Source organism: Streptomyces sp. NPDC087420 (genome assembly GCF_044744165.1).
GTDB lineage: Bacteria > Actinomycetota > Actinomycetes > Streptomycetales > Streptomycetaceae > Streptomyces.
Genome location: NZ_JBIUXU010000002.1, coordinates 92,615 through 109,133, shown reverse-complemented (window position 1 = coordinate 109,133; position 16,519 = coordinate 92,615). Strand labels below are relative to the sequence as shown.

At 71.5% G+C, this 16,519-nt stretch carries 6 protein-coding genes; 1 reads left to right on the top strand and 5 read right to left on the bottom strand.

Going from position 1 to position 16,519, the window contains the following annotated elements; all coding sequences use genetic code 11:
- Positions 1–29: 29 nt before the first annotated feature.
- From ACIO1C_RS03910 to ACIO1C_RS03890, 5 genes are all read right to left on the bottom strand, one after another.
- Positions 30–1,274: a cytochrome P450 gene (locus ACIO1C_RS03910; protein ID WP_401858242.1), complete on the bottom strand. Its 1,245-nt coding sequence runs from the start codon at positions 1,272–1,274 to the stop codon at positions 30–32.
- A 60-nt stretch (positions 1,275–1,334) separates the two neighbouring features.
- Positions 1,335–2,978 carry a phytoene desaturase family protein gene (locus ACIO1C_RS03905; RefSeq protein WP_401859091.1) on the bottom strand — a complete coding sequence of 548 codons (1,644 nt, stop codon included), beginning with the start codon at positions 2,976–2,978 and terminating at the stop codon, positions 1,335–1,337.
- A gap of 59 nt (positions 2,979–3,037) precedes the next feature.
- Positions 3,038–4,723 carry a phytoene desaturase family protein gene (locus ACIO1C_RS03900; protein ID WP_401858239.1) on the bottom strand — a complete coding sequence of 562 codons (1,686 nt, stop codon included), beginning with the start codon at positions 4,721–4,723 and terminating at the stop codon, positions 3,038–3,040.
- The gene (locus ACIO1C_RS03895; RefSeq protein ID WP_401858237.1) at positions 4,713–14,765 is read right to left on the bottom strand and encodes an amino acid adenylation domain-containing protein; all 10,053 of its coding nucleotides are present in this window, start codon (positions 14,763–14,765) and stop codon (positions 4,713–4,715) included. Before ACIO1C_RS03895 ends, ACIO1C_RS03900 begins: the two co-directional genes overlap by 11 nt.
- A 111-nt stretch (positions 14,766–14,876) precedes the next feature.
- Positions 14,877–15,731, bottom strand: coding sequence for a sterol desaturase family protein (locus ACIO1C_RS03890; RefSeq protein ID WP_401858234.1), 855 nt, complete (start codon positions 15,729–15,731; stop codon positions 14,877–14,879).
- Between the two features lie 258 nt (positions 15,732–15,989).
- Here ACIO1C_RS03890 and ACIO1C_RS03885 point away from each other — a divergent pair, with 258 nt between their 5' ends.
- The gene (locus ACIO1C_RS03885; protein WP_401858231.1) at positions 15,990–16,517 is read left to right on the top strand and encodes a hypothetical protein; all 528 of its coding nucleotides are present in this window, start codon (positions 15,990–15,992) and stop codon (positions 16,515–16,517) included.
- The last annotated feature ends 2 nt before the right edge of the window (positions 16,518–16,519 follow it).

Sequence of the window (16,519 nt, the reverse complement as noted above, 5' to 3'; positions counted from 1 at the left end):
CCGGACGGGGCCGCCCCGCCCCGTGGTCCTCACCAGGCGACCGGCAGCGAGCGGAGGCCGCTGAAGAACTCTCTGTCCCGCCAGCGCAACTCCTCCTCCGGCACGGCCAGTCGCAGCCCCGGCAGGCGGGTCGTCACGCGTTCCAGGGTCGTCTGGAGTTCGAGGCGGGCCAGGTGGGCGCCCAGGCAGTAGTGGATGCCGTGGCCGAAGCTGATGTGCGGGGTGCCCGGGCGGTCGAGGACGAGGCGGTCGGGGGACGGGAAGGCGGCGGGGTCGTGGTTGGCGGCGGGCTGGGAGACCACGACCGGCTCGCCGGCCCGGACCAGGACGCCGCCCAGTTCCACGTCCTCGGCCGCGTAGCGGGGCAGGGTGAGGCCGTTGAGCAGGGGGACGAGGCGCAGGAGTTCCTCCACGGCCCGGGGGATCAGCTCGGGTCGGGCGCGGACTGCCGTCAGTACCTCCGCGCCGCCGGCCGCCGCCTCGCCCGGCAGCAGCAGGACCGCGAAGAAGTTGGCGATCTGGTTGGTGGTGGTGACGAAGCCGCCGATGAGGATCTCGTTCAGCAGGCCGGTCAGTTCCTCCGCCGTCAGGACGCCTTCGTCGGAGGCGCGGACCAGGACGGTGATCAGGTCGTTCTCGGGGGTACGGCGGCGGGCCTCGACCCACTCGTCCATGCGGGCGAAGAAGTCCTTGGCGTGCCGCTGTACGACATCGGGGGTGACGCCGCCGGAACACACGGCGTCCGCCCAGGTCCGTACCCCCGCTCGGTCGGCCTCGGGCACCCCCGTGAGTTCGCAGATGAGGGTCAGGGGGAGGGGGAAGGCCAAGTCCTCGACCAGATCGGTGGGCGGGCCCGCCGCCACCATCCGGTCGAGCAGCCCGTCGACCACCTCACCGACATGGCCCCGGAGGCGTTCGATGCGGCGGGCGGTGAACTCCTTGGCCAGCAGCGCGCGCAGCTGGGTGTGGCGGGGGGCGTCGAGGGCGATGAGGCCTCCGCCGGTCCTGGGCATGGGGCCGATACGGGGCTGGTCGCGGTGGACGGCCTCGGCGAGGCTGAACCGGGGGTCCGACAGGACGGCGCGCACGTCCTCGTAACTGGAAGCGAGCCAGGCGTCGTCCCCGTACGGCAGCCGGACCCGGACGGGGGGCCGGTCGCGCAACTTCCCGTAACCGTCGGGCAGTCCGAGGCCCCCGGTGGTCCAGAACGGGTACGCGAGGGGCTCCGGGGAGGTGTCCCGGACGATCGGGCAGGCATCGGGGCGCACGGTCACGGAGGTGCCTTTCTCAGAAGGGGGAGGGATGAGGTGGCACAGCGGAGGGGGCGTTCGCTCTCAGCTCTGCGGGCCCACCGGGATGTCCACATGCGTCGGCGGCGGCGCGCTCGTGTCGACCGACGCCGTGAAGTCGACGCCGTCGTCCCGGCAGATGAACTGCATGACCTGGCGCCCCGCCGCCGCCGCGCGGATCAGGCCGCCCGTGGTTGCCCACACGCCGGAGAGGTAGAAGTTCTCCAGACCGGGCAGGACGGGGCCGTTCTTCTTGACCAGCTCCTCCATCAACTCGCCGCTCTCCACGAAGGGCTGCCAGCCGAGGAAGGTTCCCTCGAAGCTGTTGGTGTAGCGGATCTGGGTGAGGGGCGTGCAGGTGTCCCGTACCGCGACGGAGTCCTTCAGCCCCGGATACAGCTCGTCGAGGAAGTCGACGACGGCGTCCCTCGTCCGTCGTTTCGCGAGGGCGTACGCCTTGCCGCGCCGGACCGGGAGGGTGTGCAGCTCCGCTCCCCTGCGGGGACGGCTGAGCCGCTCCGGGCCTTCGGCGAGTTCTCGCCACGCGGCGGTGTCCGAGAAGTACGTGGCGTAGATGACGGTCGTGTCCTCGGGCGACAGCTCGGGGTAGAAGCGGCTGCGGAACTGGACGTTGAGGCTGGGGTGCCGGATGCCGGTCAGCCGGGACGCCGTCGCCTCGTCCAGCAGGTGGGTGGTGGTGGGGTCGGCGTCCGGGAACGGGCGGCGCAGGCCGAGGAAGACGCTCGCGTACCCGGGGAAGACCATGCCGGGCCGGTGCAGGGTCTCCCGGTACAGGGTGGCGTACTCGCCCTCCAGATAGCGCCCGTCGAGCAGGTCGAGGAGCGTGCGCGGCCCGTCGCAGGCCGAGACGACGATGTCGGCGTAGTGCTCCTGCCCGTCGGAGAGGCGCACGCCGACCGCCCGGTCGTCCCTGACCAGGATCTCCTCGACCATCGCGTTGTACGTGATCTCCCCGCCGAGTCGCAGGTAACGCTCCTCGATCGAGCGCGCCAGGCCCAGCGAGCCGCCCTCGGGCACCCCGGCCGACCGGTGCGCCTGGGCGGCCATCTGGAAGTAGAACGGCAGGACGGGGAAGCCCGGGTGCTTCTCGTACAGGATGTAGTTGAAGGCGTCCCGCAGGAGCGGGTCCTTGAAGCGGGCCGAGTACTCCGACATCAGCACGGACATCGACGTACGGAAGAGGTTGAAGTACGGGAGGAAGCCGGCCAGCATCCGCCAGCGCTCCCGGCGGCTCATCAGCCCCACCGGTTTGAGGAAGGGGTACGTCGGCAGGCAGGCGATGAACTTGCGCAGTCCCGCGCAGAAGGACCGGATGGCGCGGGCGTCGGGCGGGGACAGCGACAGCAGATGGCTTTCCAGCCGGTCGGGGTCGCAGTAGAAGTAGACCGTGCGGCCGTCCCTGCCCCGTACGGTGTTGAACACGTCGAAGTGGCGCATCTCCTTGCCCTGGAGCGCACCGAGTTCGAGCCAGATCTGGTGCATCTCGTTGCCGGGGCCGTTGCCGAGCAGCCAGCTGATACAGGCGTCGAAGGTGAAGTCACCGCGGCCCCATCCGGTGCAGCAGCCTCCCGGGATCTCGTGCATCTCGAAGACCTGGGTGCGGTAGCCGTTCATCCGGCCGTACGCGCCCGTCGAGAGGCCGCCGAGACCCCCGCCGATGATGATCATGCTCTTTCTGCGGGCGGTTGTCGTGGCTGTCGTGTTCGTCGTGGTTGTCACTGTGGCCGTCACCGCACCCTGCGGGTTTCGAGCTGGGGCAGCGGTCCCAGCCGGTCCGGATGCCAGGGCGTCGTACCGCCGCTCTCCCAGGCGCGGAAGTCCAGACCGAGTTCCCTGCACAGGTACTGCGTGACGAACCGGCCGCCCGCGGCGGCGCGGATCAGGCTGCCGCCCGCGAACCACTGGCCCGCCATGGAGAAGCCGGCCAGTCCGGGCAGCCGCATCCGGTCCTTGTTGATCAGGCCCGTGATCACGTCGTCGGCCGCCGTGAACGACTTCCAGCCGAGGATGCTGCCGCCCCGCACACCGGTGTACCGCTCGGTGGTCGCCGGGGACGCCACGTCCACCACCTCGATGGCGTCGCCGATGCCGGGGTGGTGCCGTTCCAGGAAGCCCCGGACGAAGTCGGCCACCTCCTGCTTGCGGGCCCAGTACGCCTTGCGGTCGGTGGTCCGCAGCCGCTTCCAGGACGCGTAGTCGCTGAAGTACGTGCAGTGGACGACGGACTTGCCGGGCGGGGCGAATCCGTCGGAGTAGCGCGAACGCATCTGCACGACGAGGCTCTTCTGGAGGACACCCGGCAGCGCCGCGCAGTCCTCGTCGGAGAGCAGGTACGTGGTGCTGTGCCGGGCGGCCGGGTCCAGCTCGCCGTCGATCCCGACGAAGGCCGAGACCATACCCGGGTAGAGCAGGTCCGGGCGGTTGGTCATCTCGAAGAGCTTGTCGACCCTCGGACTCGAATACTTGCCGCCCAACAGCCCCTGCATGGTGGTGACTCCGTCACAGGCCGAGACGACGTGGTCGGCGAAGTGCCGCTCCCCGCCGCGCAGTTCCACGCCGACCGCGCGGTCGTTCTCCACCAGGACGCGCTCCACCCGGGCCCGGTAGTCGACCCGCCCGCCGAGCGCCGTGTAACGGTCCTCCACCGAGCGGGCCAGGCCCAGCGAACCACCCTGGGGGAAACCGGCGTTGAGGTGGTAAGCGCTCGCCATGTTGAACAGGTAGGGCAGCAGCGGGAAGACCTCGTGGTCCTGGAAGAAGATGAACGGGAACGCCCGGCGCAGCAGCGGGTCCTCGAACCGGTCGCAGAAGCTCTCCATACGGGTCACGGCCGTACGCCAGAACAGGGCGAAGGCGGGCAGGACCGCCCGCAGGGTGGCCAGTTTCTCGCGCGGGGACTGGAGGGGCGGCGGGGTCAGGAAGGGATAGTGGTTGACGCGGATGAAGCGCCGCAGGTCGCGGCAGAACGCCCGGATCGGGCGGGCGTCGCCCGGCGAGATCTCCAGGAGGTGCGCTTCGAGGCGGTCGGGGTCGTTGTAGAAGGTGACGGAGCGGCCGGTCTCGTCGGTGACGGTGTTGAACATCTCGAAGTTCGCGATCGACTTGCCGTCGAGCGCGCCCAGCTCCCGCCAGATCCTGCTGGCGTCGTTGTTGCGTCCCGTACCGGTGAGCCACTCGATGCAGTAGTCGAAGACGTAGTCCTCGCGCGCCCATGCCGTACAGCAGCCGCCGGGGACGACGTGGCGCTCGAAGACGCGGGTCTCGGCGCCGCTCATCTGCGCGTAGCAGCCGGTGGAGAGGCCGCCGATGCCCGCGCCGATGATGATCACCCGGGGTGGGTCTCCCGGGTTGCGATCAGCTGCCGGGACCCGCGGGGGGCGGGCTTCCCACAAGGGCCTGTTGTCACGCGTCACGGAGTTCCCTGTCTGTGTTGCCGTCCTCCACGGAAGCGGAACGCTCCCGCGGTGCGGTCGCGATGTGGTCGCCGAGGGCGGACAGCACCAGGGCCGCGTTCCGCTCGGCGGGCTTCTCGTCGAGCATCTCCGCGTGCAGGCCGGCGCCGCGCACGAGCCGGCTGACGGTGGTGGAGGTGGTGTGCCAGCTGCCGCGCTGCCCGGCCCTGTAGAACGGCACCTTCGCCTCGTCGGAGATCACGGTGACCGTCGCGCTGACCGATCCGTGGTTCGGGGTGCGCCCGCAGTACTCCAGGTAGTCCTTGGCCTGTTCGAGGGTCTGGGCCGTGACGGTCTCGGAGTGGGTGTGGCGGCGCAGATGGTCCCGCAGCTCGCGCTCGAACGCCTCGGTGTGCTCGGCGGAGATCCCGTACTCCTCCTCGATGCGGTACGAGTCCATGATCACGACATGTGCCACCTCGCGCCCCCGCTGTTCGAGCCGCTTGGCGACCTCGAAGGCGAGGTTGCCGCCCAGGGAGTAGCCGAGGAGCAGGCACGGCCCCTCGGGGTGCAGCGATTCCACGAGGTCGGCGTAGCGCGTGCTCTTGTCGCCGTCGACGTGGTTGAAGGCGATCAGCTCGTACGAGGGGAGGTGTGCGGCGAAGTGGCGGTAGACGAGGCCGTGTCCGCCGGCCGGCGGGAAGCAGAAGACGACCGGTCCGCCGCCCGTGTTGAAGGACAGGTGGGAGAGGTTGCCGGAGACTCGGCCGGTGACGATGTCCTCGACCGTACGGGCCATGCCGTGCAGCGTCGTCACCTTGAAGAGCAGGCCGACCGGGATCGCGATGCCGAACTCCCTCTGGAGGCGGTGGATCAGCTCGATGAGCGTGATGGAGCTGCCGCCGGAGTCGAAGAAGTCGCTGTGCAGGCCGATGCGCTGGAGGCCGATCACCGCCTTCCAGTGGGCCGCCACGCGCTCCTCGTAGAGCGTGACGGGTGGTTCGTGGTGCTCCTGCGCGGACTCGGCGGCGGGCACGGGCAGTGCGTCCGGGTCCACCTTCCCGTTCGCGTTCAGGGGGAGGACGTCCAGCGTGTGCAGACGGGCCGGGATGAGGTACGTGGGCAGATGGGCGGCGAGGTGGCGGCGCAGGGCACGTGGGTCGGGGGCGGTGCCGGGGGCGCGTACCACGTAGGCGCAGAGGGCCGGTTCGCCGCCGGCGTCGGTCCTGACCATGGCGTAGGCGTCGGCGACCTCGGGGAGCGCCGTCAGCAGCGACTCGATCTCCCCGGGCTCGATGCGGTGGCCGCGCAGCTTGATCTGGGCGTCGGCGCGGCCGAGCAGGTGGATGCGGCCCTGGGCGTCCCGGCGCGCCAGGTCACCGGTGCGGTACAGCCGTTCGGGGACGGCGCCGGGGCCCCGGTCCAGGGTGAGGGTGACGAAACGTTCGCCGGTCTGCTCCGGGTCTCCGGCGTAGCCCTGGGCCAGGCCGGCCCCGCCGGCCCACAGCTCGCCGGTGACACCGGTCGGTGCGGGCCGCCGTTGGGCGTCGAGGACGTGCAGGACGCAGTTGGGCAGCGGCCTGCCGATGGGGACCGTGCTGTTCGGGTCGAGACCGTCGGTGGGTCCTTCGAAGCAGGCGCTGTCGACGGTGGCCTCGGTCAGGCCGTACGAGTTGACCACCCGGGTGTCCGGGCCGCAGAGGCCGCGCAGCCGCTCGTACTCCGCGACCTTCCAGGTGTCGGAGCCGACGATCATCAGCCGCATGAAGTCCAGCCGGTGGCCGCCCTCCTCGCAGTGGGTCATCAGCGCGCGGACCACGGCGGGGACGAACTCGGCGCAGGTGACCCGCTCGGTGATCATCGCCTCGTACAGCCGTGCGGTGTTGAGGAGCAGCTCACGGTCGGCGAGGACCAGCCGGCCCCCGGAGCACAGGGCGCGGACGAGGTCGCCCGTGAACACGTCGAAGGAGACTCCGGCCATCTGGAGATGGACGCGCGGTGCGGACGCGGGTCGTGATTCCACTCCCGGTTCCAGCCCGTACTCCTCGCGCCAGGCCGCGCCGAGGGCCGCGAGGGCGCCGTGGGAGACCCGTACGGCCTTGGGGCGGCCCGTCGATCCGGAGGTGTGGATGACGTACGCGAGGGTGTCCGGGCCGACGGGCATGTCCTCGGGGGCGTCGGCGGCCGGGCCTTCTGGGTCCTCCGGGCCCTCGGGGTCCTCCGGGTCCTCCGCCATGACGTCGGTGAGGAACTCCGCCCCGGGCAGCTCCAGTTGTTCCGCGCCCGCCGGGTCGGTGAGGACCAGGCGCGCGTCCGCGTTGCCCGCCATGAACGCGAGCCGCTCGGCCGGGTGACCGGGATCGAGAGGCAGATAGGCGGCCCCCGCGCGCAGTACGCCCAGCAGCGCGACGATCAGCTCCGGAGACTTCGGCAGGCACACCGCGACGACCCCGCCGCTCGCCCCCCGGGCCCGCAGCCGCCCGGCCAGCACACCGGAGGCCCGTTCCAGCTCCGCGTAGGTCAGGTGGCGGGCCTCCCCGCCGGGACTCGCGGCGGGAACCGTGACCGCGACCGCTTCCGGGGTGCGCGCCGCCGCCCGTACGAACAGCTGGTGCACCGGTGGTTCCGGGTCCAGCACCCGGCCCCTGGCGGCCGGCCCGTGCAGGATCTCGTGGCGTTCGTCCTCGCCGAGCATGTCGAGCCCCGCCACCCGCCGGTCGCCGGGTGTACGGGTCAGCGCCTCCAGCAGGTTGCGGTAGTGCCCGGCCAGCCGGCGGGCGGTCTCGGGCCGGAACAGGTCGGTGTTGTACTTCAGGACGCAGTGGAACCGGCGCTCGGCCTCGTCCTCGTACGCCGAGAGTGTGAGGTCGAACTGCCCTTCCTCCTCGGGGAGTTCGATGTAGTCGAGGTGGTAGCCGTACTGCTGCGAGGACACCTTGTGGGCGAGCAGGATGAACATCGCCTGGAAGACGGCCGAGCGGCTGGGGTCGTGTTGCAGGCCCAGCTTCTCGACCAGCAGGACGAAGGGGTACTCCTGGTGGTCGATCCCGCCGAGCACCGTCCCGCGGACCTGGGCGAGGAGGTCGGCGACGGTCGGGTCGCCGCCCAGATTCGCGTACAGCGGGAGGGGGTTGACGAAGTAGCCGTACACGGACGACAGGTCCTCGTCCGTGCGCCCGGTCACCGGACTGCCGACGATGACGTCGTCCTGACCGGAGTGGCGGTGCAGCAGCAGGTAGTAGGCGCACAGCAGCACCATGAAGACGGTCACGTCGTGCTCGCGGGCCAAGGCGTGCACCCGGGCGCTGAGTTCGCCGTCCAGGACGAAGAACTCCGAGGCGCCGTTGTGGGTTTGTACGGGCGGGCGGGGCGCGTCGGTGTGGAGGGTGAGCGGGGGGACCTCGGCGGGCAGCGCGCCGCGCCAGTAGTCCAGCATGCGGTCGGCGTCGGGGGACGCCAGGAATCGGTTCTGCCGGTTGAGGAAGTCGACGTACCGGCCCTGGACGGGCGGCAGTTCGACCACGTGGCCCGTGCGCATGCCTTCGTAGAGGGCGAGCAGCTCCTCGATGAAGGTGAACGTGGAGATCGCGTCGGAGACGATGTGGTGGACCGCCTTCATCAGCACCCAGCGGTCGGGGCCGCGCCGGAACAGCCGGAAGCGCATCAGGCGGTCACGCGCGAGGTCGTACGGTCTGCGGTACTCCTCGACGATCAGCTCGCGGATCCCGTCCCACTCCATGCCTTCGACGTCGAAGACCTCGATGTCCGGCTCGACGGCGTCCGAGACGGTCTGGAGCGGCCGGCCGTCCTCCATGACGAAGTTCGCCCGCAGTACGGGATGCCGGGCCACCAGGGCGCGTACGGCGGCGGCCATCAGCTCGGGGTCGATGTCGGTACGGACCTCGACGGCGCCGCCGATGTTGTACGCGAAGCCGTCCGGGTGGAGCTGTTTCAGGAACCACAGGGCTTTCTGATTTTGCGTCAGGGGGTGCCGGGACGGGTCCTCGTAGACGTCCACGGCCGCCGCGTCCCCCGGCCCGTCCGTCGTCCGTGAGGCCAGGTCCGCGGTGGCGGCGAGCAGTTGAGCGGTCAGCTCGCGCAGCGGGGCGCCGCTGAGCAGCGCGACGACCGGGAGCGCCACCCCGGTCGCGGTCTGGACCCTGGCCCGCAGCTCCATGGCGAGGAGCGAGTCGATGCCGTACGTGCCCAGGCCCGCGTCCAGGTCGAGCTGGTCGCCGCTCATCCGCAGGACGGACGACGCGCAACCGAGGAAGCGGTCCGCGACGAGCCGGGCCCGCTCCTCCTCACCGGAGGCGGCGCGGAACTGGTCGAGGTAGCGGCCCTGTTCGTCGGGCGCGCCGTTCAGGGTGGCGGATTCGCCCTGGGCGGTGGGGGTGGCTGCTTCGGCCGCGAGGTGTCTGACCAGCGGGGGCGGCGAGGGGTACCAGGCGAGGAAGGTCCGCCAGTCGACGACGGTGGCGATCAGGAGCTGGGCGCGGTCCTGGCCGAGGACCCGCTCCAGGACGGCCATGCCCGCGGCCGGGGAGAGCGAGCTCATGCCGCGGACGGCGCGGTAGTGCTCGACCAGGCTCAGCTCCTCGATCATGCCGGTGGCCCAGGGCCCCCAGTCCAGGCTGAGCGCGGGCAACCCGCGTGACCGGCGGTGGTGGGCGAGGGCGTCGAGGAAGGCGTTGCCGGCGGCGTAGTTGGCCTGGCCGGTGGTGGTGAGCAGGGACGCGACGGAGGCGAAGAGGACGAAGTGGTCGAGCGGTTCGTCGCGCAGGTGGTGGTGCAGGAGCCAGGCCCCCGCGGCCTTCGGGTCGAAGGCGGAGTCGAACGCGGCGCGGTCCAGGGCCCGCACCGGCGTGTCCCGTACGTGCCCGGCGAGGTGGAAGACGCCGCGCACCGGGGGAGCGTCCCGATCCCGGTACTCGGCCAGCCAGCGCGCCAGGGCGCGCTCGTCGGAGACGTCGAGGGCCGCGTGTACGGGATGGGCGCCGAGCGCCTCCAACTCCTTGACGAAGCGGACGGCGGCGCTCGCGGGGGAGCCCGGGTCGAGGCCGCGCCAGGTGGCGCGGTCGGGCAGCTCCGTACGGCCGACGAGGATCAGGTGCCGGGCCCCTCGGCGAACGAGGTAGCGGCACAGCAGCCTGCCCAGCGCCCCGAACGCCCCGGTGACGAGGTACGTCCCGTCCGCCCGCAACCGGGGCGGAAAGGGCCGGGTGAGCCCCTCGGGCCGGGAAAGCCCGCTGACGAGACGCCGAGGACCACGCAGGGCGACCTCGTCCTGCGGCTGGCCGGAGGCGGGCGGGGCGAGGATCTCCCGGAGGAGCGCCGCGGCGTCGGCCTGGGCTGTGGCGTCGGCGTGGGCTGTGGTGTCGGCGTGGGCTGTGGTGTCGGCGTGGGCTGTGGCGTCGGCTTGGGCTGTGGTGTCGGCTTGGGCTGTGGTGTCGGCGTGGGCTGTGGTGTCGGCGTGGGCTGCGGTGTCGGCGTGGGCGCCGGTGCCGCCCCGCGCCCCGGGTCCGTCCGCGGGGTCCGCCGGGGCGAGCGCCAGGTCGATCAGCTTCCCCCGGTGCGCGGTCAGTTCCTGGTGGCGCAGCACCCGGCCGATGCCCCAGACGGGCGCGCCGAGCGGTTCCACGGGGTCTCCGGGGGCGGCCGCCTGGGCTCCCCGGGTGACCAGGTGCAGTGCGGCCGGCGCCGCCGACTGGCCCGGGGCGTCCTGAAGGGCCTGGGCCAGGGCGACCACGGAGTAGGCGCCCAGCGTGCTGTGCGCGGGGAGGTCGCCGCGACCGGTGTCCTCCAGGGCGGGCAGATCCAGGTTCCAGAGGTGGACGACGGTCTCCAGGGCCGGGCGGCCGGCCTCGGTGGCGTCGGCGGCAAGGTCGGCGAGCAGGCGGCGGAGGTCGTCGGCGCTGCCCGGGACCACCCGGGAATCCCCTCCGTCCCGGTCGAAGGCGTAGACGTCACCCGGCCGTACGAGGTGGCAGCGCGCACCGCTCGTCACCGCGAGCGCGGCGAGGCGGTCCGCGACCCCGCCGGGCCTGTCCGCGAACACCAGCCAGGTGCCGGAGGCCGGCGGGCTCTGATACGGAACCGGAACGGGGGCCGGGGCCGCTTCCAGGGCGCTTCCCAGCGGCGCGTCCGCGTCCCGGTCGCCCTCCAGCGGCGCGTCCGTCCAGGTGAGTTCGGCGAGCCATCCGTCGATGGTCGAAACGCCCACCGCCGCCGACGCCTGTTCCACGTCGGCGGCGCGGAAGCCGCGTACGTACCCGAGCGGCTCGCCGTCCTCCGTGTAGAGGGTGATGTCACCGACGAGTTCGTCCTCCGCCCGCCGCGTGACGGTGGCATGCGCCCACAGGGCCCGGTCGCCGACCGGGGCCGTACGTACCGCCTCGATGGTGAGCGGGAGAAGCATCCCGCCCCCGGATTCCGAGCCCATGCCCGAGCCCATGCCCGAGCCCATGCCCGAGCCCATGCCCGAGCCCATGCCCGAGCCCATGCCCGAGCCCATGCCCGAGCCCATGCCCGAGCCCGTGTCCGAGCCCGCGCCCGCGCCCGCGTCCCCGAGCCCGGCCACCAGGAGCGTCTGGAAGCAGGCGTCGAGCAGAACCGGATGCACATGGTGTCCGTCGGCACCGCCGACAGACGCGGGCGGCCGGATCAGAGCCAGCGCCTCGCCCTCTGCCCGCCAGACCTCCGCGATGCCCTGGAACGCGGGGCCGTATTCGTACCCGAAAGCGCTCAGCGTCTCGTAACACCCGGCGGAGTCCAGGCGCCCGTCCGCCCGAGCCCGGATCGCCGCCCCGTCCAACGCGGCGGTGCGGGCGGCCGGGGCTCCACCGCGCACCACACCGCACGCGTGGACGGCGGGGGTGTCGCCGCCGGTGGCCACCGTGAAGGCGGAGGTCTGCGCGGAGAGCGACAACTGGACCGCGCGGGCGGCGTTGTCGGGCAGGAAGAGGGCCTTGCGCAGTTCGATGTCGGCCAACTCGGCGTCCGTACCACCCGTCAGGACGCGTAACGCCTGATACGCCATCTCGACGTACGCCGCCGCCGGGAACAACGTCCTTCCTTGGATGCGGTGATCGGCGAGGTACGGCGTGGTCTCCACGTCGAGCGCCACCTCCCACGCGGGCTCCGCGGTGGCGAGACGCCGGCCCAGCAGCGGATGGTCGACCTGGCCCAGCCTGACCTGCGCCACGGGCGCGGGCTCGGTCCAGTACCGGTCCCGCTTCCACGGATAGCGCGGCGGCGGCACCCACCGCCCGCGCGGGTGCTGTGCGTTCCAGTCGATGGCGCAGCCGAGGGTGTACAGCGCGGCCAGGGAGGTAGTGAAGCGCAGCGCCTCGCCCTCGGCACGGCGGATCGACGGCAGCGCGTTCACGGTCTGGTACGGGCCCCCGGCCCCGGACGAGCCGTCGGTCAGCCGCTCGCGGTCGCCCTCACGCGCGGCGAAGCACTCCTTGATGGAGTGGCCGAGCACCGGATGGGGCCCGATTTCCAGGAAGGTACGGTGTCCGTCGTCGAGCAGCGCGTCGACGGCGTCGCGGAACCGTACGGTGTCACGGACGTTGTCCCACCAGTAGTCCGCGTCGAGTTCGGGCCCCTCGGCGCGTCCCTTCCGGCCGGTGAGGTGGAGGGGCACCCGGGCGGGACGCGGTTCGATCCCGGCCAGCTCCGCCAGCAGCTCGGCCCTGATCTCCTCCATCGCGGCGCTGTGGTACGGGACTTGTACGTCGAGGAACTTGGTGAACACCCCCTCGGCGCGGAGCGGTTCCGCGTACGCGGCGAGCGCTGCCTGGTCCCCGGCCAGTGTCAGGGCCCCGGGGCTGTTCACGGCGGCGACGGACAGGCGGTCCCCGAAGGGCGCCGCACGCCGCAGCGCCTCGGCCTCGGGCAGACCGACGGCCAGCATGGTGCCCGTACCGGCGAGCCGGTGCTGCAAGCGGCTGCGGTGCAGGACGATCCGTACGGCGTCCCGCAGGCTGTAGACCCCGGCCTCGTAGAACGCGGCGACCTCGCCGGTGCTGTGGCCGACGATCGCGGAGGGATGGACACCCTGGGCGTGCCAGAGGGCGGCCAGGCCCACCTGGACGGCGAAGTTGGCGGGCTGGGCGAGCCAGGTCCGCGCCATCCGGGAGACGTCCTCGTCGGCGTTCAGTTCGGCGGTCAGCGACCAGCCGGCCTGCGCGGCGATCTCCCGGTCGACGGCCTCGACCGCCTCCCGGTAGACGGGCGAGGTCTGGAACAACTCGCGGCCCATGGCCCACCACTGCGGCCCCATGCCGGTGAACACCCAGGCGGGCGCGGTCTGTTGTCCCTCGCGGCGCCGGCCGCGCAGGACACGGGGGTGCTCCTCGCCCCGGACGTACGCCGCCAATGCCCGGTCCAGATCGTCATGCGTCTCGTAGACCACGGACAGCCGGGCGTCGTGATGCTGCCTGCGGCAGGCGAGGGAGTGGGCGAGGTCGGTGAGGGAGGCACCCCCATGCGATCCCTGGGCTGTCACTTCCGCTCGTACGGACTCAGCCAGCCTTGGCAGTACGGAGGTGTCATGGGCGCTGAGCGGCAGCACGGCGAACGGGAGACCGCCGGCGCCGGAACGCCGCCCGGGGACGGACGCCGGAAGGCCCTCCACGGTGGCCGAGGGGTCCTCAGGAGAGGCCGGCGCCGCCTCGACTGTGGTCGTCGGATCCTCACCGGCAGCCAGGGGCGCCTCTTCGAGCAGTACGTGAGCGTTGGTGCCCCCGAAACCAAAAGAGTTGACGCCCGCCCGAGCCGGCCCCTCATGAGCGGGCCACGGGGTGACCCGGTCCGGAATCGCGTACGGCGCGGCGTCCAGGTCGATCGCCGGATTGACGCGTTCCAGGTTGATGTGCGGAGGGATCAGCCGGTGTTCGAGGCTGAGCGCGGTCTTGATGAGCCCCGCGATCCCGGCCGCCGACTCCGTATGCCCGATGTTCGTCTTGACGGAACCGACGTAGCACGCGGCACCGGGCTCGCGCCCGACGGCGAGGGCGCGCGCCAGCGCGTTCGCCTCGATCGGGTCGCCCACCGGGGTGGACGTGCCGTGCGCCTCCACGTACTGGAGGCTGCCCGGGCTGATCCCGGCCCGGGCGCAGACCTGCTCGATGAGCGCGGTCTGGGCGTCGGCGCTGGGGACGGTGATGCCGTTGGTACGGCCGTCCTGGTTGACCCCGGTCTCCGTGATGACGGCGTGGATGGGGTCGCCGTCGCGGACCGCGTCCGTAAGAAGCTTGAGGGCCACGATCCCCACACCCTCGGCCCGTACGTAACCGTTGGCTCGGGCGTCGAAGGTCCGGGAGCGGCCGTCGGGGGAGAGGAAACCGCCCTTGGTCTCGGCGATCGTGTACTGCGGCGCCAGATGCAGCAGCGTGCCGCCGGCCAGGGCCAGCGCGCTCTCACCGCGTCGCAGGCTCTCGCAGGCGAGGTGCACCGCCACGAGGGAGGAGCTGCACGCGGAGTCGATGGAGAGGCTCGGGCCCCGGAAGTCGAAGCAGTGCGAGAGACGGTTCGAGACCATCGTCATCATCGTTCCGGTCGCCGTGTGGGCTTCGAGGGTGTCGAAACGGAGATCGGAGAACTGGAGGATCTTGTAGTCGAGGGTGAACGCCCCGACGAACACCCCCACGTCCCGCCCGGCCAGCTCGGCCGGTCTCTGTCCGCCGTCCTCCAGGGCCTCCCAGGCGACCTCGAGCAGCTTGCGCTGCTGCGGGTCCATGGCATGCGCCTCGCGGGGGCTGATGCCGAAGAACGCCGGGTCGAACTCGTCGAAGCCGTCGATGTAGCCGCCGCGGCCGCCCACGAGCCGGCCCGGTTTGGCCTTGTCCCCGCTGCCCAGGCCCGCCGCGTCGTACCGGTCGGCGGGCGTCGGCGTGATGCAGTCCTTGCCCTCGACCAGATTGCGCCAGAAGGACCGGTGGTCATTGGCTCCGCCGGGGAAGCGGCAGCCGATGCCGATGACGGCGACCTTCTCGGGGAACGACGTCGCGGTCGTTGGGGGAGTGGCCGACGGGGACGTACAAGGTTGTGCAGACATGATCGTTCCTTGGGTCGCCAAACAGGCGCACGCGAAGGGAGCGGCGCGCCGCACGAATGTGAACGGACAAGAAACAACGGAGAAGGAACAGAGGAGCGGTGAGAGGGCTCGTCACCCGGCGGAGCGGCGCCAGGGGTGGGCGAGTGTGGTGAGAATGCGACCGGTTTCCGGGAAGGTGCGGGGATCGGCGAGTCCGACCGCCGCCGGCTCACGACCGGGACGCCAGGTGAACGTACCGAAGAGCCGGTCCCATACGGACAGGTCGGAGCCGTAGTGGCCGGCTTCCGACAGCTCGGTGCTGTGGTGCAGCCGGTGCTGCTCGGGACCGGCGAGGACGTGGTTCAAGGGCCCGAGCCGTACGCGGATGTTGGCGTGGACGAAGTACCCCTGCGCCACGACGAAGAGCCCCACCGCGAAGACCGCGCGCTCGGAGAATCCGACGAGCGCGAGGGCCAGTTGGACAAACCCCTGCGAAATGACGACGTCGGCCACGTGGTTGACACTGTTGTTGCCGACGTTCACCTTGTCCGGCACATGGTGCACCCCGTGCAGCCGCCACAGCCACGCGTAGGTGTGCCCGGCCCGGTGCACCCCGTAACTCGCGAGGGAGCCGAGCAGCAGCGCCAGCGGGATCTCCCCCCACAGCGGAAGCACCGGATACGGATTCGCCACCGCGCCGACACCCAGGAGCACCAGATTCTGCCCGAGCGCGCCCCCGGCGGCGGTGAGGACGTAGTACACGGCGTAGTGCCCCCACTCCCGCCGGTCCGGCCGCCATGCGGGGTTATACGGAATCACGAACTCCAGCACCAGAAGCAGCCCGAGCACCGCGAACTGGAAGAGGAAGGTGGCCATGCCGGGCTCCCAGCCGCGCCACACGGTGGGAACGAAGACGGCGACGGCGGCGAGCAGCAGAAGGGGTTGGGCGGCCACCACCAGGACATCTCGCACCGTTGGCCGGGGCATGGCACTCCTCTTCAAGGTGACGGAGGGGACACATACGAGAGCACTCCCGGCACACGAAAAGCCAAAGAGGCGATTACAGTATGTAGTTTGATGAACACGGAAAGCAATGCCTTCCACCCCGGCGCGCGACGTCCCCAGCGCACATCCCGCGCCCCGCACGCCCCCGGGGCGCACACCCGAAACCCGTCTCAACCGCACATATTCCGCCGGTGTGTTGCACCATGGCCACCACCGCCGACAGGCCGGTAGCCTGCCGGGATGGCCGAGCCCTGGGATGAGCAGCGGTTGATCGCGGACGGCTTCGAGCGCGTGTATACCGTCTTGGAGTGGTACGACGGGCCGCGCGAGGGACTCGCGCCCATCAACGGCGTCCCGCACTACTTCGAGGGGTGGGACTTCCACCCTGCCAACGAAGCCGACGAGTACGCGGTGTGGCCCGCGAGCGAGGCGGCGGTGGCGATGGAGCGTGAGCAGTGGATGATCTTCGTCAGGTACGAGGTTTCCGACGCCGGGAGGGACGAGCATCCGGCGAACGGAGGGGTCGATGACCGCTACGACGAACTGGAATCGCTTCTCGCACCACACCGCCGGGCTCCGGACGGGGCTGAGCGGCTCCTGGCGGAGGTGCGCTTGGACGACGGAGACCGCTACCGGCCCGACGGCGGTGACCTCTGGCTCCGATGGAGCCCGAGCAGCCAGGACGGCGTGAAGCCTGCCCCCGACCCCGAACCCGACCCCGAACCCGACCCCGAACCCGAGCCCGAGCCCGAAGAAGGCCGGCGGTGACC